Source organism: Halobacillus sp. K22 (genome assembly GCF_052246795.1).
GTDB lineage: Bacteria > Bacillota > Bacilli > Bacillales > Halobacillaceae > Halobacillus.
This window is the reverse complement of record NZ_JBQQCN010000020.1, coordinates 1-25559: the sequence shown is the minus strand read 5'-3', so window position 1 is coordinate 25559 and position 25559 is coordinate 1. Positions and strand designations below refer to the sequence as shown.

Sequence of the window (25559 nt, the reverse complement as noted above, 5' to 3'; positions counted from 1 at the left end):
AATGGATTTCACACCTGCACATCCTTACAATGGAGATGTATCCTATGGAAGAGGTGAAGCAGTTATGAAAATTGAAATTTGGTCAGACTTTGTCTGTCCGTTTTGTTATATTGGAAAACGCCGATTAGAACAAGCTTTGGAGAACTTCCCAAATGAAGAAAAAGCAGAAATCGTTTATAAAAGTTTCGAACTTGATCCTAATGCGGAGCGCAGCTCTGAACATTCCATGCATGAAAAGCTCGCTGCTAAGTATGGACGTTCATTAGAGGAAGCTAAAGAGATGACCAGGAATATGGAGGAGCAGGCGTCCATGGTTGGTCTTGATTTCCGGTTTGACACAATGGTTCCAACGAATACGCTGGATGCTCACCGTGTCGCAAAATTCGCTGAAACAAAAGGACTTGATCAAGAGACAGCGGAGGTTCTTTTCCGTGCCGTGTTCACCGATTCTAAAGATATCGGCGATCATGAAACCCTGATCGAGCTGGCTCAAGAAGCAGGACTCGACCAAAGTGAAGTTCGTCAGGTATTGGGGAGCACAGACTATATGGAACTCGTTCGCACGGAAGAAACAGAAGCTCATCAGGTAGGAGTACAAGGCGTGCCTTTCTTTGTAATCAACCGCAAGTATGCAGTTTCCGGCGCCCAGCCGAAAGAAATATTCACCCAGGCGTTGGAGAAAGCTTACTCAGAAGAGAAGAAAGCCCCCGCGTTTGAAACTTTTTCCGGTGAAAAGGGATCAACCTGCACAGATGACAGCTGCGAATAAGACAAGGAAATAAGCAAATAGAAAAAAAATCCACCTCAGGTCATCCAGAATCTGGATGACCTGAGGTGGTAATTTTTTGTATTTCTTCATTGCCGTTATATTATTTCCAAGCTGGTTCGGGATCGGCTTCCATTAATAAATCGACTAAATGAATAGAATCAATTTGGTCACTCTTGCCTTCGCGTTCAACCCCGAGTTTCATCTGCAGCAGGCAGCCTGGATTGGACGTTACAATTCCATCTGGATCCACTCCGCAGACATCTTTCATTTTTACATCGAGAATATCCATGGAATCTTCGTAGTTCACAATGTTATAAATCCCTGCTGATCCGCAGCAGAAATCTGGACGATCGAGTTCTTTCAGCTCAATTCCTGGGATGTTACGAATCAGCTGAATCGGAGCTTCCGTGACTCCCTGAACATTCGTCATATGACAGGAAGGCTGATACGTAATCGTCCGATTCAGAGGCTGATTGAACACCAGCTCGTCCAATCCGGTCAGCACTTCAGAAATATCTTTTACTTTAGCCACAAACGCCAACGCGCGTTCATGCCACCGTGTTCCTTTTTCAAAGAGATGGTGGTATTCGATTAGTCTGGCTCCGCAGCCGCCCGCATTATTGACGATGTAATCAAACTTCTCCTCTTCAAATGCTTCAATATTCTGCTTCGCAAGTTCGATCGATGTATCAATTTTCCCTGAGTGAGCGTGCAGCGCACCACAGCACGTTTGCGCTTCTGGCAAAACCACTTCTGCCCCGCTTCGCAGTAACAGTTCAATCGTTTTCTGATTCGATTCATAAAACATACTATCCATAATGCAGCCTGGGAAAAAAGCAACTTTTGCCGTAGCCGGACGTTTGCGAATATAACGCTTAGCGCGCTGTTCTTTCCTACGCTTAGGCGAAGGCAAATCTGGAAGGACTTTTTCAAATTGATCCAGATGCAGAGGAGCGACTTTAGTTAACTGAAAGGTCTGGGCCACTTTTTGCAAGCCGGATTTTTGATACAGCCATGTTGCGTGACCGAGGGTGTTCATCCACTTTGAGGACGGGAAAAAGGAATCGTATAAGAAGTCTTCGGTCACTCGCTGGGAGGTTGATTTCACCTCATATTCGTCAATGACCCCCATCGCTCCTTCCAGAATTTCACCGTACTGAACGTTAGTCGGACAAACGGTCGTACAGGCCATACAGCCAAGGCATTTCTCAATCGGTTCCTGTAAATCTTCTACGCTTGCCTTCCCTTCCGCAACCATCTTTACAAGATTGATACGGCCGCGCGGGGAATGAGTTTCTCTTTCCATTGTTTCATACGTCGGACATGCCGGTAAGCAGTATCCGCACTGCACGCAGTCGAACGTTTTATCATAATTCAGCTTTTGGCTTAACGTTTGCAGATCACTCATTACGAAGCACCAACTTCTGCCCTTTTTCCGCGAAAATTTTACCGGGATTCATAATTTCATTTGGATCCCATGCTTCTTTAATCCGCTTCATCATATCGATTCCGATTTCGCCAACTTCCATTTCCATGAACGGGGCTTTCATCGTGCCGATGCCATGTTCACCGGAAAGCGTTCCACCAAGCTCTACCGCTGCCTCAAACAACTCTTCTACCGCAAGCTCCGCCCTTTTCATTTCTTCCTGGTCACGTTTATCACACAGGATGTTCGGATGCAGATTTCCATCTCCTGCATGACCAAATACGACGACTTCTACATCATATTTTTCCTTTATCACCTGCAGTCGATCAATCAAATCTGGAATTTTACTGCGGGGAACAGTAGCATCTTCTGAAACTTTTGTGGGCTTAATTTTAGCAATCGCCGGCGAAACCTGTTTTCTGGCGTGCCAGATTTTTTCAGCTTCTTCGCTTGTCTCGGGCACCACCGTGTCACGCGCTCCGATGTTCTCCATAATTTCTTCTATTAATCGGCGTTCGATTTTTAGTGTTTCGGGGTGACCGTCCAGTTCAATAATGACAATGGCTGCCGCATCCACAGGCAGACCGGCGGGCTGGAAATTTTCCACAGCTTCAATGCAGGCTTGATCCATGAATTCCATCTTAGAAGGAAGAATCCCCGACGTTAAGGTCCGTGAAATGGCTTCAGCTGCTTTTCTCACCTCGTCAAAAGAGACCATTAACGTTTGGACAGCCGGAGGTTTAGGCAAAAGCTTCAGGGTCGCTTCTGTAATTACTCCAAGTGTGCCTTCTGAACCGACAATCAGCTTCGTAAGGTCGTAACCGGTTACATTTTTAATGGTACCGCCACCCGTTCGAATCAATTCTCCTTCCGGTGTAATCACTTTTAACCCAATGACGTGATCCTTAGTTACTCCATATTTCAATCCGCGCGGACCTCCTGAATTTTCTGCCAGGTTCCCGCCGATGGTAGCCACGTGGGCACTACTCGGATCTGGAGCATACATCAGCCCGTGCTTCTCGGCTTCTTTATTAATATTTCCGGTTAGTACACTCGGGGATACGGTAACCGTTAAGTCATCAGGACTCATTTCAATACGCTCCGGCCACTGGGACATGTCCAGCACAATACCTCCGTGTACAGGAAGCGGACCTCCGCTTAGACACGTCCCCTGTCCTCTCGGATAAACTGGGATATGATATTCATTAGCTATTTTAAGTACTTCCATAACTTCCTCATTGCTTTTCGCCTGAACGACAGCCTCTGGAAGGTGCTCTCCAAAAGAAGCGTCAAAACTATAACTATAGCGGTCTGCTAGATCTGTTAAAACTTGTTTAGACGGGATAACCTTCTTGAGCAGCTGAATCCATTCTTCCACAAAACCTTCTCCTTTCTGTGAAAATATGTCATTTTCAGATAATTATATCTAGTAAAAAGTATAAAACAAATTTCCATAAATTGATAGAGAATAGAAAGAACCAGCGCAGTACGATTGCGCCGGTTCTTTATCATGGGTATTTCTTCCACCTCAGGTCATCCAGATTCTGGATGACCTGAGGTGGAAATTAATCCCTATCCTTTATCTTTTTATAATTTTGCTTTCATAGGGTTGAAGCTGACTACCTTCGAAACTCTTAACGGAAGGGCTGTGATTCATGACGAATAAATAGCTTATGCCATCTACTACCCGCTGATAAACCTCTACATCCTCAGGAGAGTCGATATATTCGATCTGCTGTTCTTCAAGAATCCGCTCCGCCATCTGATCAAGAGGAGTTTCATTTAATCCGCCGCCAATATAATAGACGCTTCCTTTTTCCACTTCATTCCTAGTTACAGCCGCATAGTTTTCATAGAATTGATCCTGATAATGGTAGAGAACCTCCGCTGTTTCCGCCACAAGGAGATCCCTCCACACAGCTACCGAGCCACTTGTCTGAGCGAAATCACCTTCGCCTTTTAGCTCGACTGCATGTTCTTTCGTCAGCGATTCGATTTCTTCCACACGTACACCAGTCAGGTCGCGCACCAATCCCGGCAGCACTTCACCAAGCCTCAGGTTGTTATCTTTTCCTTTTAATCCGGCTCTGAAAGAGAACAGGACGGTACCTCCGTCAGCCGCAAACGAGCGCAGACGCTCCGCCAGTGCTTCGTCCATCATCTGCATAACAGGTACCACGACCACCTTATACTTCGTAAGCTCCCGGTCCGCAGGAATGACATCGATCGGAATATTCCGCTTATAAAACGGGCGGTACATTCGCAATAGCTCTTCATTAAAGTCAAAATCTTTACTCTGAATCTGCGATCGCCACGACCAGATATTATCGTAATCATATAAAACCGCTGTTTCAGCTTCAATCCGGGATTCTAAAAGCTCTCCATACTGTTGAATGTCGGTAAACAGCGCCTGAACTTCTTTATACTTTCTGCCGTAGACATTATCGTGATCAACTACACCGTAGCAGAATTGCTCCGCGCCTTTTGTCATGCCGCGCCAGCGGAAATAGAGCATGTTGTTACAGCCATGAGCAAACGCCTGGTACGACCACATCTTCGCCTGGTTTGGTCTTGGTAAATAGCCAATTACATCGTGCCCCTGGGCGCCCATCAACTCTTCCACAATCCAGTAGTTCTGATCCTTAAGGCCGCGGTTAAAGTCATGCGTCATCGCAATCGCTTCTGGCGGGATCGGTTTTTCCAGCCCGCCCCAAACAGGATAATTGTCATAAGACACGTAATCCATAGGCTTCACATTTTCCGCATGGTCGAACCATTTATCAAAAAATCCACCGGAAACATTCGTGGTAACATCCTGGCCGCCTCCTTTAGCTTCCCTGACAATCTCCGTCATTTCATGAGTAAAGCTGTTTACAGAAAACGAACGAAAACGGGCCCATTCCAGTTTTAAACTCGGATTGTGAGTCGTTACGGTCGGCTTCGGCACAGGGATTTCTGAAAAGTCATTGTACGTCTGCCCCCAAAAAATCGTCCCCCATTCCTCATTCAAAGCTTCGATGGATGAATACTTTTCTGCAAGATACTGCTGAAACTTGCTATGACACTGGTCGCAGTAGCACATATCACTGCCTTCATGACCAAATTCATTATCCACCTGCCAGGAAATAATCGCTTCTTCACTGCTGTAATGCTCGACCAGCTTCCGCGTAATTCTTCCAGCGTATTCACGGTACACGTCGGAGTTAAAACAATATTGACGGCGCCCGCCGAATACCCTTGTATGACCATTCTCATCCTCTGATAATATAGAAGGTTCTTTATGAGCAAGCCAGGCAGGGAAGGTCGCTGTCGGCGTTCCGAACATTACGTGCATCCCCTGTTCTTTCACTTTTTCAATTACGGCATCAAAATAAGAAAAATCAAACTTACCCTCTTCCGGTTCCATTAAATGCCACGCAAACTCACCGATCCTTACGATGTTCGCCCCAAGACCTTTTATACCTTGAAGATCTTCATCAATCATTTCTTTCGGCCAATGTTCCGGGTAGTAATCTACACCTAAGTACGTCATTTATACCCCTCCAATTTCAAACGTTAACGACCACGTATAAGAGCCTCGAGCAGGAATCCGTGAAACCTTCCCGATTTTTTCAGCGAGGTACACGTCATCATAAACTCCAGTACATGGTTCAACTCCTACATTATACTCCCCTCGATAGCCTCCACGGGTTTTCCAAATTCCTAGATACGGGACTTTATCTTCCGGAAAACGGTAGGTTAGCTTGCGACGGATGTCTTCCTGAATGAGTGAACACCAGCCCTCGTCAAGACGATCGGTAAAATAATACTTTTCCACCGTATCGTCTTCTTTTGGCTCAAGTTCGGCTAAATCCAGCGTCTCCCCTGTTTTCAGCGACTGAGTTTCGGGATACGAATGAGTCGTTCCCCACTCTCCTAAATGCTGCGTCCCTTTTTCAACATTTATGACTTCATCTAACCCCTGCGGAATTTCCAATTTCGTAGAATCGTTTAAATTCCATAAGGCGTGAGGCGTCCAGATAAAAGGAAAGGGTTTCTCACTCTTATTCCATGCTTCATACTCAATCTCGACGTTTGAGCCTTTTAAAGCAACTGTTTTTCTTAATGTATAAGGAAATTTGGGACTTTCCACTTCCAGAGTGATCCCTGCCTCTGTCTTTTGCCAGTTCCATGGCAGCGCCCATACCTCTCCATGATCGGGAATCTCTTCCCAATCGGCAGGATGAGGGCCTTGATCGATCCCTGGAAACATTTCATCAAAGCCACTCGAATCATATTTCGAAAAATCGGCCCCATAAGGTGGGACAATTAACTCTGAAGCTGCCGTCTGAAACAGCCATTCATAGGCTGCTTCCTTATCGTAGAAACTGACCATTTTCCCGCCATAAGAAGGAAGAATGACACAGCGGATCTGCTCATTTTCAAGTACGACTGCTTCTAGTCCTTTAAATGTAGTTCTTTCTATTACCGGCAGGTCAACCATGTTCCACTCTCCCTTCTACATGATTTGTTTAATAAATCGAGTAAATGCCTCTTGCCCTGATTGCGTCCGTTTAAATACACCCGCATGTTCTAATACGGTCGAAAAGCGTTTGCCGACTTCCTGCCTCAACCGCTCTTCAATATCTTCGTTCTCTGCCATATCCATCTGTTTTGCCCATGCCACATGCTTGGCAGTCATTTCATCTTTAAGAGCCTGGCCGTCCAGCTCGTCCGCCCTGATATACTCGGTCAACTGCTCCATTTCTTCAATTAATCGTCCGGGTAAAACGGCAAGACCCATGACTTCGATTAAGCCGATATTCTCCTTTTTAATGTGATGAACATCTTCATGAGGATGAAAAATGCCCATCGGATGCTCCTCACTCGTCCGGTTGTTCCGAAGCACCAGATCCATTTCAAACGCTCCGTTCCGGTAACGTGCAATTGGAGTGATCGTATTGTGAGGTTCTCCCTCTGTTTCCGCGTAAATATCCGCTTCTTCATCCGTGTACCCGCGCCAGGACTGCAGAATTTGATCGGCAAGAGCCGAGAGACGCGAACGATCTTCAGAAATCAGACGGATCACTGACATCGGCCAGCGGACGATTCCTGCTTTTATATCCTTAAATCCTTGAATGGTAAATTCCTGTTCAATGGGAGCCTGGGCCATAGGGAATTCGTGGTGGCCACCCTGGAAGTGATCGTGGCTTAAAATCGAGCCGCCCACAATCGGAAGATCCGCATTCGAACCGATGAAATAATGAGGCAGTTGATCGGTGAAATCGAGCAGCCGGTCAAAGCTGTCCTTCGTAATACTCATTGGACGATGCTCCCGCGAAAAGACTATGGCGTGCTCGTTGTAATAAACGTATGGAGAGTACTGCAGAAACCAGTGCTCCCCTTCAAGATCCATCGGGATCACACGGTGATTATCCCGCGCTGGATGATCGAGCCGGCCGGCATAACCTACGTTCTCTTTACAAAGCAGGCATTTGGGATAGCTCGGACCATCTCCCTCATTTGCCCGTGCCGCTGCAATCGCCTTTGGATCCTTTTCAGGCTTGGAAAGATTTATCGTAATCTCAAGATCCCCATATTCGGTTTCACTGTACCAGTGCTTATTTTTAGCAATTCGATTGGTACGGATATAATGACTGTCCTTAGACAATTGGTAAAAGTAATCCGTGGCTGCGATCGGTCCCTTTGCTTCAAAGGTCTGGTAAAAGGTACGAATAACTTCCGAAGGTTTCGGCATCAGCTGATCCATAATTTTCGGATCGAACAAATCCCTCTCTGTCGTTGTGTTATCCTCGATTAATCCTTGATCCACTGCATAATCAAGCATCCGGTCAAGAACCTGCACCGGCTCATCCGGAACCTCCTCTGCCTGGACAGGTTCAGGCGTCTTTCCATCCAGCCTGAATAAATGAAAAAGGGCATTCCGAACGTAATCGACGTCCCAGACGGAAACCATTTTTTTGTTAAGACCGTATTGAATAAACTGTTCAATATCGCGATAAATTCCCACTTTGTTCACCATCCCTTATGTTTATTTTTTATAACCTTCCGGATGCTTCTGAAACCAGTCCCAGGCCGTTTGAATCATCGTATCAAGGTCAGCATAAGCAGGCTTCCAGCCGAGCTCATTCATCGCCTTTTCAGACGAAGCGACCAGCTGAGCCGGATCACCCGCACGTCTAGGAGCAACTTCCGCCGGAATCTCACACTGAGTGACCCGGCGCGCTGTATCAATGACTTCTTTCACACTGAATCCTTGTCCATTCCCAAGGTTGTAGACAGCACTGCTTCCATCTTTTTTCAACTTCTCAATCGCTAAAAGATGAGCCTCTACCAGGTCCGTAACGTGGATATAATCACGTATACACGTGCCGTCTTCGGTCGGGTAATCTTCTCCGAAAATCATGATTTTATCACGCTTGCCTTGAGCTACTTGCAGGACGATTGGGATCAGGTGTGTCTCAGGGCGGTGATCTTCACCGACTCTCCCTTCCGGATCCGCTCCCGCAACATTAAAGTAGCGAAGAACCACATGGTTGATCCCATGAGCCTGTTCTGCCCAGTGAAGCATCTTTTCAATGGCCAATTTTGTTTCCCCATACGGATTGGTGGGTTTGGTACGGTCATCCTCCTGAATCGGCACCTGATCCGGTTCGCCGTAAACTGCGGCAGTAGATGAGAATACAATGCGTTTCACGTCATGCTCTGCCATCGCCTGGAGTAAACCAATTGCACCGGAAACGTTATTATCATAATACTTCAAGGGCTTCTCGACGCTTTCTCCAACCAAAGAATCCGCCGCAAAGTGAATCACGGAATCGATTTCATTTTCAGAAAATACCTGATTTAAAAATGCTTCATTTCTTAAATCTCCATTGTAAAACCGTGCTCCCTGAAAAATGGAGCCCTCATGCCCCTTTTGTAAATTATCTACGATCACAACTTCTTCGTTACGATCCAATAGTTGGGCGACGGCGTGACTTCCAATATAACCGGCACCTCCGCAAACGAGTACTGTCATTTAAGAACCTCCTTCAATTTTCTTGGCCCCATCACCAATTTCTACTTTATAAAAGTCAGCTTCAAGTCCAGTCTGCTCATAGTACTTACGGCCAACCTTGTCCATAAAAGTTTCGACTTGGGATCGATCCACAATACTGATTGTACAACCGCCAAATCCGGCTCCTGTCATTCTCGAACCAACCGCACCTTCACCCCAGGCCGCTTCGACAAGAGCATCCAGTTCTTTTCCGGTTACTTCGTAATCATCGCGCAGCGACTCGTGTGATTCGTTCATCAACTGTCCAAATCCTTCTATATCTCCAGCGTTCAGCTTCTCCACTGCTTCCATCGTACGGCGATTTTCATAAACGGCATGCTTTGCACGCTTCCGGGCTAAAGAGTCTTCTATAAGATGTTTATGTTCTTCGAATTCTGCTTTGGTTAGATCACCTAAAGTATGAATCGATAGCTTCTGCTGCAGAGCACTCAGAGCTTCTTCACACTGCTCTCTCCGCTCATTGTATTTAGAGTCAGCTAGTCCGCGACGCTTATTCGTATTGGCAATAATTAAAGCATGCTGTGACAAATCAATAGGCGTGTGCTTGTATTCAAGAGAATCACAGTTTAATAAAATTGCATGGTCTTTCTTTCCCATTCCAATCGCAAACTGATCCATGATGCCGCAGTTCACTCCTACAAACTCATTCTCCGCCTGTTGAGACAGTTTTACCATCTCTACCGGATTTACGGAGAGCTCGTAAATCTCCTTCAAGATTACAGCTGTGACGAGCTCAATAGAGGCAGAAGAAGACAGTCCTGCTCCATTAGGAATATTCCCGTAAAAAGCAATGTCCATGCCGGAAGTAATATCGTACCCTGCGGTTCTAAAAATCTCGATGACACCTTTCGGATAGTTGGCCCAGTCATCTTCCTCAATATAATTTAAATTGTCTATATCTGCTTCAATAACTCCTAGATCAGGAAAGTTCATTGAATACAATCTTATCGTTGTATCCTTTCTTTTTTGTGCTGCTGCATAAGTTCCTACACTTAAAGCACATGGGAAGACGTGCCCTCCATTATAATCAGTGTGTTCGCCAATCAAATTCACTCGCCCCGGTGCAAAAAATAAATCTACCGGTTTATCAGTTCCTAATTGATCCTGAAATGCTTGCTTTAATTCTTTCATACTATTCACCTCTTTTTCTAGAATGACATGGAGAAGCGAAGGAAGACCTAGCTTTCCTTCAGCAGGAAAATTTGGGACTGATAATCTCCTCCGCGTTCTGCCTGGTGAGGGTTGGCGCCATTAAATTCATTGCCCAAGGGCAGGCCCCGATTCATCAGTTCGTCCCCATAGAACAAACGAGTAAACCCTTCAATTTTATATGGTTTATCAGGTTGCAATCCTTTCAGTTTCAAGGTCTGGTTATGTGCCGGGTTCGGTAGGTAATTCTCTTTATACCACCCTATAACCGCCTTCGTTCCATTGGTGCTGCACACCATCCAGGCCGTTTCTTCTCCTTCAAACGGGCTTTTGAGACGGTAAAACGTTCCCTGGACGATCAAGTTCCTGATCTTTTTAAAAAATTCAATCTGCTGTTTCACTTCAGACTTTTCTTCTTCACTCAGCTGAGAAGGATCTAATTCGTATCCAAACGTTCCAAAATACGCGACATCTCCTCTGAATTTGAGCGGCGTTTCACGAAGCGTCTGATGATTGGGAACAGCCGATACATGAGAGCCGATTGTTGCTAAGGGATATCCCAGGGAAGTTCCATACTGAATTTTCAATCGTTCAGCCGCATCGGTATCGTCACTTGCCCATGCCTGCGGAGCGTAGTACATCATTCCGAGATCAAACCGGCCGCCTCCACCTGCACAGGATTCAAATAATACATTCGGATATCGGGTGGTTAAACGCTCATATAAGTCGTAAACCCCAAGGATGTAGCGATGATAAAATTCTCCCTGGTTCTGAAGATGCTGAGAGAATGGCTCTGTAATATTGCGGTTCATGTCCCACTTAATATAATCGAGATCTGCTTCTTCAATTAAACTGCTCATTCTATCATGTAGATAGTCCACGACCTCAGGATTGGAAAAATCAAGAACTTTCTGATTCCTGCCCAGGGTCTGATGACGACCTGGTGAACCAATGACCCAATCCGGGTGTTCTTTTATCAGTTCACTCTTAGGACTTATCATTTCAGGCTCGAACCATAAACCAAACTGCAGCCCTTTCTGTTTGACCTTACGAGATAGTGCGCTGATGCCATTCGGCAATTTCCTCTTATCGACAAACCAGTCCCCTAAAGAACTGGTATCGTCATCCCGTTTACCGAACCATCCGTCATCCAGAACGAAAAGTTCTATTCCTAATTTGCCCGCTTCCGACGTAAAGGCATCCAGCTTCTCTTCATTAAAGTCAAAATAAGTAGCTTCCCAATTATTAATGAGAATTGGACGCTCTTTGTCTATCCATCTGGAAGGGATTAAATGGCTCCGCTGCCATTCATGCAGCGCCTGACTCATGCCATTTAACCCATCATCTGAAAATGACAGCACTGCTTCAGGACTTTGAAAGCTTTCCCCTTTTTCCAGTGTCCACTGAAATGACCCCGGATAAATACCCATGAACAAGCGCGTTTGATCAAAATGGTCCACCTCTGCCTGCGCAAGAAAGTTTCCGCTGTAGATAAACTGCAGACCAATCGCTTCTCCCTGGTGTTCGGTAGCCTCTGGTCTTTTTAGCATAAGATAGGGGTTATGCTGGTGGGAACTTGCCCCTCTATTACTTGCGATCGATTGAATCCCATGCTCCAATTTTCTTTTCTTAACATGCCGTTCACGTGCCCAGGCTCCGGAAAGATGCATCAATTCGTAATCGGCATCCGGCAGATCCAGCGAGAAGGACATCAGCCGCTTTATTACGATCGGGGAACCTTCACCATTTGTAACCGCATGACTCCGCGTTAAAATTGGCATGTTTTCAAAGATAGTATAGAACAGCCTAATCTCTGCTCCGGTCCCTTTATCAACCAATCGAACCGTCAGCGTTTCCGCTTCATTTTCATGGGCAAAGGAAGAAGGAAGACCTTCCAGCTTCGGCTTACCTTTTTCTACCTCATACCCCTGGAAGGAAAAATCAGAAGCCTGGATTTGATGCTCGTCTTCGATTTGAAGAGCCGGTTCCCTGAAGTCTCCCTTCCCGTATAGTGGAAATTCCTGTTTCACTGTTTCCAATGAAAAATCAGGATCACTCGCGAACGTATGAGTGGTGGACGGTACACTATTTTCATAGGTTTGAAAGTGAGTGAAATCCTCGCGATCCACTAGTGCCTTGCCATAATACAGATGACCTAACTGCCCATTTTTCATGACATGAAAAATGTAACTGATCTCACCATTAGTAAGATGAAATTGTTGTCTTTCTTCATTTATATAGATCGTCACAACAGCACCACCAGTCATTTATTCTCTATTCTTTAACAGATCCTCCAAGAATACCGGAGATAAACTGTTTTTGTAATAGTAAGAAGAAAATCATAATTGGCAGGGTCGAGAGAGTCGTTCCCATCATGACCTGCCCATAATCTATTCGAGACATCCCTACCAGACTGGATAGGGCCACTGGCAAGGTGTACATGTCTTGTGACTGCAGTACAACAAGCGGCCAAATAAAGTTGTTCCACTGGAACATGAATAAGAAAATACCGACGGCAGCGAGTGCTGGCCTCATGACCGGAAGTACAATCCGGAAAAAGATGTGGAATTCTCCAGCTCCGTCCACACGTGCCGCTTCCAGTAGAGAATCAGGAATGGCCTGCATGTTTTGACGCATTAAGAAGATCGCGAATGGATAGGCCGCTTGAGGCAGAATTACTGCCTGGAATGTATTCAGCCAGCCGACATTAGAGAAAATTTCAAACAAAGGAATTAACGTAACATGGTACGGAATCATAATCGCCACTAACAGCATAAAGAAGATCTGGTTTCTTCCTTTGAACTGAAACTTGGCAAAAGCGTAACCGGCTGCAGTACAGATAATGGCAGCTAAAGCTGTGAATGTGAGCGTAATAAGCAAGGAGTTACCAAGCACTCTAATAATCCCAACATTTTCATTCAGATTCTTAAAGTTTTCCCAACCATGAGTTCCCGGGAAAAAGTTAGGCGGAACTTTGAAAATTTCACCCGATGGATTGGTTGCGCCTACAAACATCCAATAGAATGGAAAAACTGAAACAATGACACCTACAACGAGAAAGAAGTATAATAAAGTCTTTTTTAAAGGACTGACGTTTTTCATTATTTATCTTCACCTGCCCATTTCATTTGTGCCCAGGATAGAACACCAATGATTAGTACGAGTACATATGCAATAGCAGAGGCATAACCGAAGTCAAAATATCTGAAACCATTCTGATATAAGTACAGCGTAATGGTTAAAGTAGAGTTATTCGGTCCGCCTTCGGTAAGGATGTATGGTTCATCAAATAGTTGCAGTGTACCAATGGTAGAAAGTACGAAAGTAAATAAGAAGATGGGTTTAAGCTGAGGGATCGTTATATAAAAGAACTGCTTCAGCTTACTTGCCCCGTCCATTTCCGCAGCTTCATAAAGGGAACCAGGTATATTCTGAAGACCTGCCAGGAAGATAACCATGTTATAGCCCGTCCACCGCCAGGTAATCGCAACCATAAGAGCTACTTTCGCCCAGAATGGGTCGGACAGCCAGGCAATAGGCTCAACACCTACAAAAGAAAGCAAATAGTTAATCAGACCATAGTTTTCATCAAGCATAATCATAAAAATGATGGATGAAGCAACCAGCGCTGTAATAGCTGGCATGAAAAAGGCAATACGGAAAAAGCTTTTCATTTTAACAAGCTGAGAGTTTAAAGCCACCGCAATGATTACGGCAAGGAATAACTGAATTGGTACTTGAATAAGTAGAATTAAAAATGTATTGCCAAGCGCCTTATAAAAGAGACCGTCTTGAAATAATCGAATATAGTTTTCAAGACCGGCAAATACATAACCGGAACCTTCACGCTTTTGGAAACTTAGTAATAATGAAGAAATAACAGGATAAACCGTGAAAATCAGAAAAAAGGTGACTGCCGGCAGAATGAATAAATAAGGAACATTCTTGGGTGTGATCCAGCGCTTACGCTTCTTCGGTTGATTGGATTTTGCTGATTCAGCATTGGTTTGACTCAAATGAATTCTACCTCCTTAATTAAAGTACCCGCGCCTTATCTAAGCGCTTTCAATTAACTGAATGACTTTATTAATTAATTTAATTTACTTAATAATAACACAACCAATTTTATATGTCTGCTTTAATTCCAAAAAATCTAAAAAGTCGGTCAATCTCCTTATATAAAGGAGACTGACCGACCATTTTTTACTATACGGATAAAAGCAGGAAGCACATAAGGATCACTCGTTCACTTCACGACCTGTCTCACTTTTCAGCTTTTCAGCCGCATTTTGTAATGCATCTTCAATTTTCGTACCGTCAAGCAAGATAGAAGCTTGAGTATCGGACATTGTATCAAACGCACGAGCATAGTCAGCTGTATAATTGGCTACAGGAATATCAGCCACTTCTTCAGAGAACAATTTGTAGATTTGTTGATTAGAGAAGTATTCAGACTCCTGTGTAAAGAACTCTTCATCATAAGTAGAGCTCAAGGATGGGAAAATCCCTTTTTCTTTAAGTGCTTTCATTTGAGGATCTACTTCTGTAGTGAAATATTCCACGAAAGCATAAGCTGCACTTTGATTATCTGTAGAAGATGGAATGACAAGATCCGATCCACCTAAGTTAGCTGCACGGTTTCCGCCCTCTTCAAAAGCTGGCAGTTGAAAGACTCCCCATTGACCATCTTGATCAGGGGCCTGGTCTTTGATGGTACCTGAATACCATACACCAAATGGAACAGTTGCTACTTCGCCGTTAACTGTCGCAGATACTACTCCATTCCAGCCATCATTGTTCAAGACAAGCTCTTCGTTTTCAAGTTGCTGAATCACTTCAAATGCTTTTTTAGACTCTTCTGATGTTACGTCAATATTTCCTTCTTCATCATAATAATATGCGCCCTGCTGGTTCAGCATCATACGGTATAAGGCGTCATCTTTTGCAATATCGATAGGTACCATCTGCGTACCAGTTTTCTCTTTAATTGTTTTTCCTGCTTCGATGTAATCATCCCATGTTTTAATATCTTCAGGATTTACTCCTGCTTCTTCAAAGATATCTGTACGATAGAAAACTCCTGTCGGTCCAACATCCCATGGGGCAGCGAAGAATTCTCCATCCGCATTTTGAGTAACAGATTGCTTATACTCGCCGAACTTGTCCTTATGGTCATCATAACCAAGTTCAGAAAGGTTAGTAAGAGCATCAGGGAATTGATCATAATAGTTAGCCAGGCGATCTGACTCTACCATAACCACGTCAGGCAAACCATTACCTCCCGAAGCTAGTCCTACAGTCAGTTTTTCATAAACATCCAGTCGCCCAATATCTTCTACCTTCACTTCAACGTCAGGGTATTGTTCTTTAAATCCATCCACCGCAAGTTCCATCGATTCGGCTGCCACGTTCCAGCCCCAAACTGTTATTTCACCAGATGGCTCTCCACCCTCATCACCTGAAGATTCGTCTCCTCCACTTCCACTATTACCTGAACAGGCAGCTAGCACCCCAGCAACAAGGCCGACTACCAGAAACATTTTCCACCAGTTTTTCATAATTTTCTTGCTCCCCCTTCTTTGATAGCGTTTTCAAAACTTACTAAAATAAATTAATTAACTAGTTATAAGTTAGCATACTAAACGCGAAATGAAAAGAGTTTTTTCAAAATTACCAAAATTACTTCTGTGAAAATAAGTTGCTAATTAATAAATAATTCAAAATAACTTCCACTTAGTTAAATAAATTAAATTAGTAAGATTTATGATATGATAGGGAAAGTAAGAAGTGTTGGAGGAGATGAAATGACTACAAAGTACACACGAGGCAGTTTCCAATTAATGAAATCAATGAACAGATCCATCATCTTAAATATGATACGCGAAGAAGGACCTATATCCCGGGCGGAAATCGCTAAACAAACCCGGCTTACTCCCCCTACCGTCAGTAACATTGTGAAGGAACTTATTAATACCCAGTTTGTTATAGAAACTACACAAGGGATGTCTAAGGGCGGCCGTAAACCTACTTTGCTGGAAATTAACGCTGACCAATTTTACACTCTCGGCATAGATGTGGGTACTTTTCATATGAAGTTCGTGGTAACTAACCTGTTTGGAGATCTAAAAGATGTGACCAGCTTGCCCATAGGTGATTATCCAACGAATGAAGATATCTTATCGATTATGAAACAAGGGATTCAGGACCTTCTTTATTCCGGAAAGAACGATCCAGGAAAGTTCCTGGGGATAGGGGTGGGCATGCACGGGATTGTCGATCCTGTAGAAGGTGTTTCCCTTTTTGCTCCCTCTTTTCAACTTCGACATATTCCTATCAAAGAAGAACTGGAAAAAGACTTCAATATGATTGTAAAGGTTGAAAATGATGCTCGTACTATGACTTTAGGTGAATACTGGTTCGGGAACGGAAATGATGCCGACAACATGGTTGGAGTTAATGTTGGGAACGGAATCGGCGCAGGAATGATGGTAAAGGGAAGACTCTTTCACGGAGAAAATAATATTGCTGGTGAAATAGGTCACGTTACGATTGACCTTTCCGGCCCGAAATGCACGTGTGGAAATTACGGCTGTCTGCAAACCTTGGCTGCCGGACCAGCCATTGCCGATCGAGCCCGAAAAGAATTAAAAACTGGAAAACCTTCAATCATACATGATCTGGTTGATGGGGATTTTGAGAAGGTAGATGGTCAGGTGGTCTATCAAGCGGCGTGTGAAGGCGATGAGTTCAGTGTTGATCTTTTAAATCAAACGGGGCGTTATTTAGGAATCGGATTAACCAACCTGATACACACGGTCAACCCGAAACGGATTATCGTTGGCGGCGGGGTATCGAATGCAGGAGATTTCCTAATGAAAGGAATAGAGGAAACCATTCAAACGCGCGGATTAACTGAACAAGCAAAAGAAACCTCCATTGTCCTATCAAAGCTTGGCGAACACGCTTCCGCCATTGGAGCCTGCGTCCTCGTACTAGAAGAATTCTTCGTACGATAAACGCTAACTGCCAAAAACCCCCACCTCAGGTCATCCAAATATTGGATGACCTGAGGTGGGGGTTTTTGGTAAATCTGCTAATTAAGCTGAAGTACCATTCCTTCCAGTACTTGAGGGCTTCTTGCTTTTAGGCGGACTCCTTTATAATCAAAGACAATAATTTGTTCATTCTCTACCTGCAGCAGTTTTCGGTAATTTTTTTGATCCTCGATTTTTTGGTAACTTATCCTAGCTGAAATATTTTTTCTTGCTAAAAATACTTTGATTCCATTTAATGATGACTGATAGGCTTCTTCGGGTGGATCTTTCTCGTAAAACACGACGATGTGCCATTCATTATCCATAGAAGGTGTAAACTCCTGTATGGCTCGCCCCGAAGCATCAGCGCACCCCGCCATAAAGAAAGCAACGAACAGCATAGATAACATCTTCTTCACGTTTTCATTCCTCCAAAAGATTAACCTATTCTACTGTACGCTTGCTTTATGCCAAATATCACTAAAGGGAAAAAAAGGGACCTCAGGTCATCCAGATTATGGATGACCTGAGGTCCCTTTTAATGGATATTACCGGGTGAGCAGGGAAGCTCCTATTACGCCGGCGTCTCCGCTTAAGGAAGATGGCTGGAGATTAATATGAGGCACCAGCTCTTCATAAACATATCCTTTCACTTTATCTCTAAGTGGTGTCCATACAAGATCACCGGCGTTCATCACGCCTCCGCCGATCACAAACACATCAGGATTTATAACATGAGTTACATTTGCAATGCCTACAGCTAAATAATCAACCGCTTCATCTACGATTTGCTGCGCTTCTTCATTTCCCACTCTTACAAGTTCGAAAACGGCTTCTGCTCCTCCTTCTATGCCATGAAGCTCCTTGGCCCGTTTTCCAATCGCCGTACCGCTCGCGTATCCTTCAAGTGAGCCTTTATTCAGATTACTATATGGAGAACCACCATGATCAATAATCATGTTCCCAATTTCACCAGCGTAACCCTGGGCCCCTTGGAAGACTTGTCCATTGACCACCAGGCCGCCACCTACCCCGGTACTTACCGTTACATAGTAAACACTTTCATAGTCCTTGCCGCTTCCGTAAGTGGCTTCAGCAAGGGCAGCTGCATTCGCGTCGTTTGTTAGATAAACGTTTGCGGAGAAATGCTGGCTCACTTCATCAACCAGATATACTTCGTCCCAGCCTGGTAAATTTGGCGGGCTTAATATCACTCCCCGTTTCGGATCGAGTGGTCCTGGAGCCCCGATTCCAATTCCATCAATACGCTTCTTACCCTCAGTAATAGTGTGAATCATGTTTATCATTTTTTTTATGGTATGAAGATAGCCCTTTTCTACCTCTGTTGGTTCTTGCAAAAGTTCCTCTACCATGCCGTTTTTATTTACAATCGCTACACGAATGTTCGTACCGCCTAAGTCAACTCCTATATTAATTCCCATAGCTAACTCCACTCCTTTAAAAAAGTAACTCTCCTATTTCTATTGTACTGGTTTTTTCTATGCCGTTAAAACGTTGTCTACTATTTTTACAGAATTCTGCAAAAAAAGTATAATAGAAGAGAACTCCTTAAAAAAAGAGGTGGACGAATGGGTCGGAGTGAACGTTATAAAAAGAAACGAAAGCAGAGAAGAATGTGGAAAATCCTTCTCTCCGTACTAGCCGTCTTTCTAGTTGCAGTCGGAATCTTCATTTTTAAACTCTTCAATGATGTCCGAACGACAATCAACAATGAACTTCATGAAGATGTATCTACCATTGATACAGATGAAACGAAAGAAAAAGTTGATAAGAAAGAACCGATTAATATACTCCTTCTAGGCGTAGATGAGCGCGAGAATGACGTCGGACGATCTGACACAATGATCGTTATGACACTGGATCCGAATAACAATCAAATGCAAATGGTCAGTATTCCCCGTGACACGAGGGTAGAGATCGCAGGAGACGGGCGAACCACCCGGATCAACCATGCCTATGCTTATGGCGGAAGTGATATGGCAGTTGATACTGTTGAGAACTTTTTAGATATCGATCTTGATTATTATATAAAGGTTAATATGGAAGGTCTTTCACAGCTGGTCAATGCGGTTAACGGCGTAACCGTTCAAAACGATCGTGCTTTCAGTGCTGGCGGACACAGCTTCGAGGAAGGGACGATCGAACTAAACGGTGAAGAAGCATTGGCGTTTGTGAGAATGCGTAAAAATGATCCAAGCGGTGACTTGGGCCGTAATGAACGTCAGCGTCAAGTCATCCAGGGAATTATTGATAAAGGAGCAAGTATCGGGGTGGTTAACAAAATAGGCGATATCCTGGATGTCCTCGGTGATAATGTAAACACGAACATGCAATTTGAGGACATGCGCAGACTTGCGGCTAACTATAGAAGCGCCCGACAGAACACTTCCTCTTATCAAATGAGCGGCGAAGGAAGAATGATTAATGGTATGTATCTCATGATTATGTCCGATCAGGAAGTACAAAAAACGCACGATATGATTGTTAATTTTGGTTCTAATTAAGAAAAACCGCCTCGATTGTCGAGGCGGTTTATTTTCATTTTTCATGAGAATATGTGAATGAACGTAACAGTTGATATCACTGTGTACTTTTTATATAGACTCTTTAACCTAAGAACCTGGTAATGAGTAACTCTCGCATTTAAGTTACTCGCTTTCTATGAAGTAGTTTGATTACGGCGTGAATTCTGAATCCATCTCCAAAGCATCCGAATCACAAAGTAAACTCCGCAAAACACGAGAAATCCGAATATACTTGCTGCCGCATCCCCAAATTCCATATTTCCTCTTCCCGTAATCTTCTGCTGGATTTCGACAGCGAATACAAAAACCAGAATCATAGAAAAGGTGAATAAAAACGAAATCGCTGTAATGCTTAGTTTAGATAAAGCTTGAAAAATAGCATCGACGAATAATAACGCAATGATTCCTATAATACCAATCACCCAAAAGTGAAGGTCTTTGTCGGTTAAATCCCATCCAAGTGCCCTCGTTAGATCCAGCAGGACATCATGCCAGATATTCACCAGTTCAGCCAGAATTAAAATTATTTCCTTCATATAAGCTCCTTTACATTCCTGAACTTTCCATTTTACTCATTTTAAAATACTTTATCACATTTGTATGTAAATGAATATAAAAATATGGAACGTTTTGAGGGCAATCGTCCAGGGCGGTAAATAATTTTATATTGGCTTTAAAAAAAGCTCTGTTAAATGCTGTTATTGATTTTTTTAGCAAAGGTTTATTAAGCTATAGGGCCGGATAGTTGAAGACTCAGTTTCGAGATACTATATGGAGAAAGGGGCTCCAGGGAACGACTCGCTTTCCGCGGGCATGAGGTGAGCTTCCTCAGGCTTCGCCTTCCGGGATCTCACCGATCATGTTCATCCCGCAGGAGTCTTCGCCGTTCCCTTCCGCCCCTTTGCGATTATTGAGAGCTCAAAAGTTTTTGCATAAACGCCTTCCAATGAACAAGGACCATCTATAATTCCCACTGGTCTTTACGTGTGTTTAATTGTAGAAACCCAGTTATATAAGCATTTGAGGCAAATGCAGCATGGCTTCTTTCTCCTATAGCAGGGTCCGTTCACTAGATATCGTGGGGCGGCGGAGGAAACGAGGAGACTCCCGCGGGAGAAGGAGCTAGGCGAGACCCCACAAGGAGTGGTAACGACTGAGGAGGCTTATGGTCAAAGGAGGATCGACTAAGATCGCCACGTCCTGTGGCAACGTCCATCGACCCTACTTCGTGTAGGGCCGCAGGAAAGCGAGTTGTTTCCGTAGCCGCCCCCACCTTTTTTTGGCAATGGACCCGGGTTATCTCGAAACTGAGTCTTCCACAAACGGGAGCTTTTCTGGAAGATCAACACTCTGATTTAACATAGCCTAAAAACAAGCGCACCGGGGTAATGTCCCGGCGCGCCTGTTTTTCAGAAAAATGGTTACTTAAAAATGGTCGAACCTTTCAACATCTCCGGCTTCGCCCCAAGAATAAGCAAGAATAATTTAGGATAGCCGATCTCGCGGTGTTTCCTTAACATATATCTCACGACTTCTACATCCTGGTGCTCCGTGAGCTTTTGAACCTCTTTTTGATAAAGGGTAAGAATCGAGTCTTTCATATACTCCGGTTCATAGACAGTAATATCTTCATCCATGAGCAGACTGCCCATATAGCCATATTTCATTTGAAGCTGGCGCGTCAGACTTACTACATGAAGAAGCTGGTCATATACCTCCGAATGCTGATTTCTCAACTCACCAAAATCTTCTTTAGCTGCATAAAGATCACCCAAACTGGCTAATGTTTTCACCATATAAATATTCTCCTTTCTCCCAGGGCTTTTCAAGGCCGATAATATCCGTTAAGTGCCTGCTGTGCTTGCGGCGGACTCTTCTTGTCTGAGCCCTTTCTTCACCAGATTCATAAAGAAACTTCTCCTCTTCCGTCTGTGGAATTACATCGGGAACTTGTACCGCTTGTTTATTCTCATCCAGAGCCACGAACGTTAAAAACGCCGTAGCAGCCATTCTTCTTCTCCCGGTAATCATATCTTCTGCAATTACTTTACAGAATATCTCCATTGAACGGTTACCCGTGTACGAGACAAAGGACTCTACGCAAACCGAATCGGACTGGTGAACCGGGTTTAAGAAATCAATCGAATCTGTTGAAGCCGTTACACATTCTTTCACACGGGCATGACGCCTTGCTGATAACGTGGCACTATTATCTAATTTTTTCATCAATACGCCGCCAAACAGCGTATTATAGTTATTTAAATCATTCACAAGCACTTGATCGGTGCTGATAATTAAACTTTCTTTTGGTTTTTTTGCATCCATAGCTATATCGTTCCTCTCTGTAAGAATTTCTTCATAAGCGCTTATTCGTAAAGACATGCCTCTACAAAAAGGAGTATAAATTCAGTGTAAGAGCCTGTTCCAAAAAAGTGAAATAGTTATTCATCATGCTTTAGATAGACATTATCTATGTAAATGTTTTCATCCATTCAATTCAGGCATAAAAAAACAGCCCGCTTATTCGTTAAGGGACTGCTTCTTTCCCGCCTGTGTGGCTATACGATCCTGAGTAAACTTCAGCCATTCCTTCGTGGCGTATGCTAAATAACGGTCCTTCGGCCAGATAATCGCTAAGTCCCATTCAAGGACAGGCTGGACAACTTTTATGATTCTGACATCTTCTTTTAATAAATGGGCGACACTATTTGGAAGAATCGAAATTCCAAGGTTCGCGGTGATCATTTTGCCTATAAAATCCCATTGTGAGCTCTCGGAAACAACTTGAGGCAGAAAACCCGCTTCCTTACAGGCGGATACAATTCGGTCATTTAGTACAAAATCTTTGTTAAACAGGATAAACGATTCCTCTTCCAGTTCGTTTAAATGAATCTGTTTACGCTCGGATAGCTTGTGAGACGGTGGGAGTACAACGCTCAGCTCCTCACTCATAAGGAAGAAGTAATCAAATCTTTCTTCTTCCGTAGGCAGTACCGTGATTCCGACATCGAGCTCTTCCTGAATGATATTGTCTTCAATTTTTTTAGCTCCATTTTCCAGAAGCTGAAATGTAATATGCGGGTACTGATCATGAAACCCTCCAAGCGCCTTAATGAACTGATCCGCATCCATAATCGGAGGCAGCCCAATCCTAATGTGGCCTTTCTGAAGCCCGAGAAGATCATCAAGCTCCGTCTGGAGATTATTGAAGGCTTTATCAATGACTTCTGCCTGAGCTAAAATGACCCTCCCAGCATCGGTAAGCGTAATTTTCTTACGGGAACGCTCAAATAACTCTACCCCTAGATCCGCTTCCAAGTTCTTGATCATTTTACTAATCGTCGGTTGGCTAATGAATAAATGGTCAGCCGCTTTTGTGAAACTGCTGAACCTCGCAACCTCAATAAAATACTGCAAATGGCGGATATCCATATGCACGTCCTCCCCTCCAGCATTCTTCCTCCCATCATAGACAACCCCTGCTGCCCCCGCAACCATTAATTCCCACCTCAGGTCATCCATTTTCTCCCATGGACACCCTTGCTATGTTCTTTAAATATCTATAAAATCCATAAGTACAGACGATATGGCAACTAACTTGTTTCTAAGGAGCACTTATCCATGGCACATGCATTTAAAACTTCCCATTTTTTTGACAAGCTGTCTCCCTTTCAAATTATCGTATTATTCTATATAACTGCTGCGTTACTATCTACCTTGCTGATCAGCTTGCCTTTTCTCCACAGAGAAGGTGTAAATCTAAGCTTTATTGATAGTTTGTTCACTGCCGTAAGTGCTATCAGCGTCACGGGATTAACCGTGGTCTCTACAGCTGATACCTTTAATACGCCCGGATATTTTGTATTAATGTTCATTTTGCAATTTGGCGGAATCGGAGTCATGACGCTCGGAACATTTATCTGGCTGCTGCTCGGCCAGAAAATCGGTTTAAAAAGACGTCAGCTTATTAAAACGGATCAAAACCGCTCCACTTTCGCTGGAATGGTCCAGCTGATTCGTCAGATTTTACTAATTATTATCATTATCGAAATCATAGGCGCCCTTATTCTAGGAGTTTATTTCACTCAATACTTCCCAACCACAAGCGAAGCATTTATCCAGGGGGCTTTTGCCTCGGTCAGTGCAACGACTAATGCTGGATTCGACATCACGGGGTCCTCGCTTGTCATGTTTGAAAACGATTATTTTGTACAGTTCATTAATATTCTGCTGCTGACACTTGGAGCGATTGGTTTCCCTGTGTTAATTGAAGTGAAAGATTATCTTTCGAGAAGGAACGAAGACTTTTTTAACTTTTCTTTATTTACTAAACTTACCTCGGTTACTTTCGGTCTGCTTGTTCTTGTAGGAACCGTGCTTATTTACTTGTTTGACCGCACTCATTTTTTTCAAAATAAATCCTGGCACGAATCGTTTTTCTATGCTTTTTTCCAATCGGTAACGACAAGAAACGGTGGCCTTGCCACAATGGATGTAAGTGAATTTACGCCATCTACGTTATTAGTCATTTGTGTACTTATGTTTATCGGTGCCTCACCAAGCAGTGTGGGCGGCGGCATAAGAACTACTACGTTCGCGATTACACTGCTTGCGATTTTTGCTTACGCCCGCGGAAGAAGTCATGTTCGCATCTTCCACCGGGAAATTGATCAGGACGATATCTTCCGCTCGTTCATCGTAATCAGTACTGCTATTATGATTACAAGCGGAGCGGTTATTTTACTCTCCCTGTTTGAGCCTCAATTTTCATTGCTTGAAGTTATGTTTGAAGCCTGCTCTGCTTTTGGTACGACCGGTCTATCAATGGGCATTACTTCAGACCTTCATTCCATTGGAAAAGTAATTATCATTGGGCTCATGTTTATCGGGCGGATCGGCATCTTTTCTTTCTTGTTTATTTTAAGAGGAAGAGTGACTACTGATAATTACCGTTATCCTCGAGAGCCGATGATTATTGGCTGATTCACTACGTAAAAAGCAAGGCCCTGACTTGAGGGCCTTGCTTTTTTAGTTTAAGATTTAAAAATTTTCCACGCGGATAGGATGCCAATCACCCTTGAACTACCCCCACTTACTCGCTGACACTCCTTGAAGTTGGGGGATTCCTAAGAGCACGAACCTAACGGTTCGTTCAAATGATTAGGCTAGCCCCGTCGCACTGACGGTTGGAAGGATTCTTTGAATCTCCTTCAATATATTGAAGCTCGCATTTAGGTCGCGGTCGTGGTGGCAGCCGCAATCTGGGCAATCCCACGTTCGAACAGCGAGATTCTTCACCTCACTGTTTTGGTATCCGCACTTGGAACACAGCTGTGAACTTGCAAAAACTTTCGATACGGTTACCAACTGCTTCCCGTACCACTTTGCTTTGTATTCGAGCATAGACGTGAACATCGACCAGCTCACATCACTAATCGATTTGGATAATTTTCGGTTTTTGAGCATATTGGAAATTTGGAGATTTTCTACACCGATCACATCGTGGTTTTTGATGATTTCGGTAGAAATCTTATGCAGATAATCTTTGCGGGAGTTCGCTATCTTCTCGTGAAGT

At 43.8% G+C, this 25559-nt stretch carries 22 protein-coding genes; 4 read left to right on the top strand and 18 right to left on the bottom strand.

Features of this window, described 5'->3' with window-relative positions; all coding sequences use genetic code 11:
* The first annotated feature begins 1 nt into the window (after position 1).
* Positions 2–769, top strand: coding sequence for a DsbA family oxidoreductase (locus tag ACTWPM_RS14295; RefSeq protein ID WP_443133703.1), 768 nt, complete (start codon positions 2–4; stop codon positions 767–769).
* Positions 770–869: 100 nt separating this feature from the next.
* Here ACTWPM_RS14295 and ACTWPM_RS14290 read toward each other — a convergent pair whose 3' ends face one another.
* From ACTWPM_RS14290 to ACTWPM_RS14240, 11 genes are all read right to left on the bottom strand, one after another.
* On the bottom strand, positions 870–2177 hold the full coding sequence (locus ACTWPM_RS14290; RefSeq protein ID WP_443133702.1) for a (Fe-S)-binding protein: 1308 nt from the start codon (positions 2175–2177) through the stop codon (positions 870–872).
* Positions 2170–3573 (bottom strand): FAD-binding oxidoreductase, encoded by a 1404-nt coding sequence (locus tag ACTWPM_RS14285; RefSeq protein WP_443133701.1) that lies wholly within the window; start codon positions 3571–3573, stop codon positions 2170–2172. The genes ACTWPM_RS14290 and ACTWPM_RS14285 overlap by 8 nt, the downstream gene beginning before the upstream one ends.
* A gap of 201 nt (positions 3574–3774) precedes the next feature.
* Positions 3775–5727: a beta-galactosidase gene (locus ACTWPM_RS14280; RefSeq protein ID WP_443133700.1), complete on the bottom strand. Its 1953-nt coding sequence runs from the start codon at positions 5725–5727 to the stop codon at positions 3775–3777.
* The gene (locus ACTWPM_RS14275) at positions 5728–6678 is read right to left on the bottom strand and encodes an aldose epimerase family protein (RefSeq protein WP_443133699.1); all 951 of its coding nucleotides are present in this window, start codon (positions 6676–6678) and stop codon (positions 5728–5730) included.
* A gap of 15 nt (positions 6679–6693) precedes the next feature.
* Positions 6694–8205, bottom strand: a complete 1512-nt coding sequence (galT, locus tag ACTWPM_RS14270) for a UDP-glucose--hexose-1-phosphate uridylyltransferase (RefSeq protein WP_443133698.1) — start codon at positions 8203–8205, stop codon at positions 6694–6696.
* 21 nt (positions 8206–8226) lie between these two features.
* The gene (gene galE / locus ACTWPM_RS14265) at positions 8227–9216 is read right to left on the bottom strand and encodes a UDP-glucose 4-epimerase GalE (RefSeq protein WP_443133697.1); all 990 of its coding nucleotides are present in this window, start codon (positions 9214–9216) and stop codon (positions 8227–8229) included.
* On the bottom strand, positions 9217–10386 hold the full coding sequence (locus ACTWPM_RS14260) for a galactokinase (protein WP_443133696.1): 1170 nt from the start codon (positions 10384–10386) through the stop codon (positions 9217–9219). It lies immediately after the preceding gene.
* Positions 10387–10433: 47 nt separating this feature from the next.
* The gene (locus tag ACTWPM_RS14255) at positions 10434–12653 is read right to left on the bottom strand and encodes an alpha-galactosidase (protein WP_443133695.1); all 2220 of its coding nucleotides are present in this window, start codon (positions 12651–12653) and stop codon (positions 10434–10436) included.
* Between the two features lie 25 nt (positions 12654–12678).
* Positions 12679–13506, bottom strand: a complete 828-nt coding sequence (locus tag ACTWPM_RS14250) for a carbohydrate ABC transporter permease (protein ID WP_443133694.1) — start codon at positions 13504–13506, stop codon at positions 12679–12681.
* A complete protein-coding gene (locus tag ACTWPM_RS14245) occupies positions 13506–14420 on the bottom strand; it encodes a carbohydrate ABC transporter permease (protein ID WP_443133693.1) in 915 nt (304 codons plus the stop codon). Before ACTWPM_RS14245 ends, ACTWPM_RS14250 begins: the two co-directional genes overlap by 1 nt.
* Positions 14421–14642: 222 nt before the next feature.
* On the bottom strand, positions 14643–15962 hold the full coding sequence (locus ACTWPM_RS14240; protein ID WP_443133692.1) for an ABC transporter substrate-binding protein: 1320 nt from the start codon (positions 15960–15962) through the stop codon (positions 14643–14645).
* Between the two features lie 246 nt (positions 15963–16208).
* On the opposite strand from ACTWPM_RS14240, the gene ACTWPM_RS14235 reads away from it, so the two are divergent.
* Complete coding sequence (locus ACTWPM_RS14235; RefSeq protein ID WP_443133691.1) at positions 16209–17420, top strand: ROK family transcriptional regulator; 1212 nt, start codon at positions 16209–16211, stop codon at positions 17418–17420.
* A 77-nt stretch (positions 17421–17497) separates the two neighbouring features.
* Here ACTWPM_RS14235 and ACTWPM_RS14230 read toward each other — a convergent pair whose 3' ends face one another.
* Together ACTWPM_RS14230 and ACTWPM_RS14225 are read right to left on the bottom strand one after the other, a co-directional pair.
* Positions 17498–17848 (bottom strand): hypothetical protein, encoded by a 351-nt coding sequence (locus tag ACTWPM_RS14230; protein WP_443133753.1) that lies wholly within the window; start codon positions 17846–17848, stop codon positions 17498–17500.
* 138 nt (positions 17849–17986) lie between these two features.
* A complete protein-coding gene (locus tag ACTWPM_RS14225) occupies positions 17987–18880 on the bottom strand; it encodes an ROK family protein (RefSeq protein WP_443133690.1) in 894 nt (297 codons plus the stop codon).
* A 147-nt stretch (positions 18881–19027) separates the two neighbouring features.
* Between ACTWPM_RS14225 and ACTWPM_RS14220 the strand changes: the two genes are divergently transcribed.
* The gene (locus ACTWPM_RS14220; protein WP_443133689.1) at positions 19028–19963 is read left to right on the top strand and encodes an LCP family glycopolymer transferase; all 936 of its coding nucleotides are present in this window, start codon (positions 19028–19030) and stop codon (positions 19961–19963) included.
* A gap of 155 nt (positions 19964–20118) precedes the next feature.
* On the opposite strand, the gene ACTWPM_RS14215 is transcribed toward ACTWPM_RS14220, so the two are convergent.
* From ACTWPM_RS14215 to cidR, 4 genes are all read right to left on the bottom strand, one after another.
* Positions 20119–20520, bottom strand: a complete 402-nt coding sequence (locus ACTWPM_RS14215) for a hypothetical protein (RefSeq protein WP_443133688.1) — start codon at positions 20518–20520, stop codon at positions 20119–20121.
* Between the two features lie 885 nt (positions 20521–21405).
* Complete coding sequence (locus tag ACTWPM_RS14210) at positions 21406–21780, bottom strand: hypothetical protein (protein ID WP_443133687.1); 375 nt, start codon at positions 21778–21780, stop codon at positions 21406–21408.
* Positions 21752–22309 carry an acyl-CoA thioesterase gene (locus ACTWPM_RS14205; RefSeq protein WP_443133752.1) on the bottom strand — a complete coding sequence of 186 codons (558 nt, stop codon included), beginning with the start codon at positions 22307–22309 and terminating at the stop codon, positions 21752–21754. The genes ACTWPM_RS14210 and ACTWPM_RS14205 overlap by 29 nt, the downstream gene beginning before the upstream one ends.
* Before the next feature lie 195 nt (positions 22310–22504).
* The gene (cidR, locus tag ACTWPM_RS14200; RefSeq protein ID WP_443133751.1) at positions 22505–23416 is read right to left on the bottom strand and encodes a cidABC operon transcriptional activator CidR; all 912 of its coding nucleotides are present in this window, start codon (positions 23414–23416) and stop codon (positions 22505–22507) included.
* A 189-nt stretch (positions 23417–23605) separates the two neighbouring features.
* On the opposite strand from cidR, the gene ACTWPM_RS14195 reads away from it, so the two are divergent.
* Entirely contained in the window at positions 23606–24967 is a 1362-nt protein-coding gene (locus tag ACTWPM_RS14195; protein WP_443133686.1) for a TrkH family potassium uptake protein, read from the top strand.
* A 177-nt stretch (positions 24968–25144) separates the two neighbouring features.
* Here the strand turns inward: ACTWPM_RS14195 and ACTWPM_RS14190 are convergent.
* On the bottom strand, positions 25145–25559 hold a 415-nt coding region (locus ACTWPM_RS14190), incomplete at its 5' end, for an RNA-guided endonuclease TnpB family protein (protein WP_443133685.1).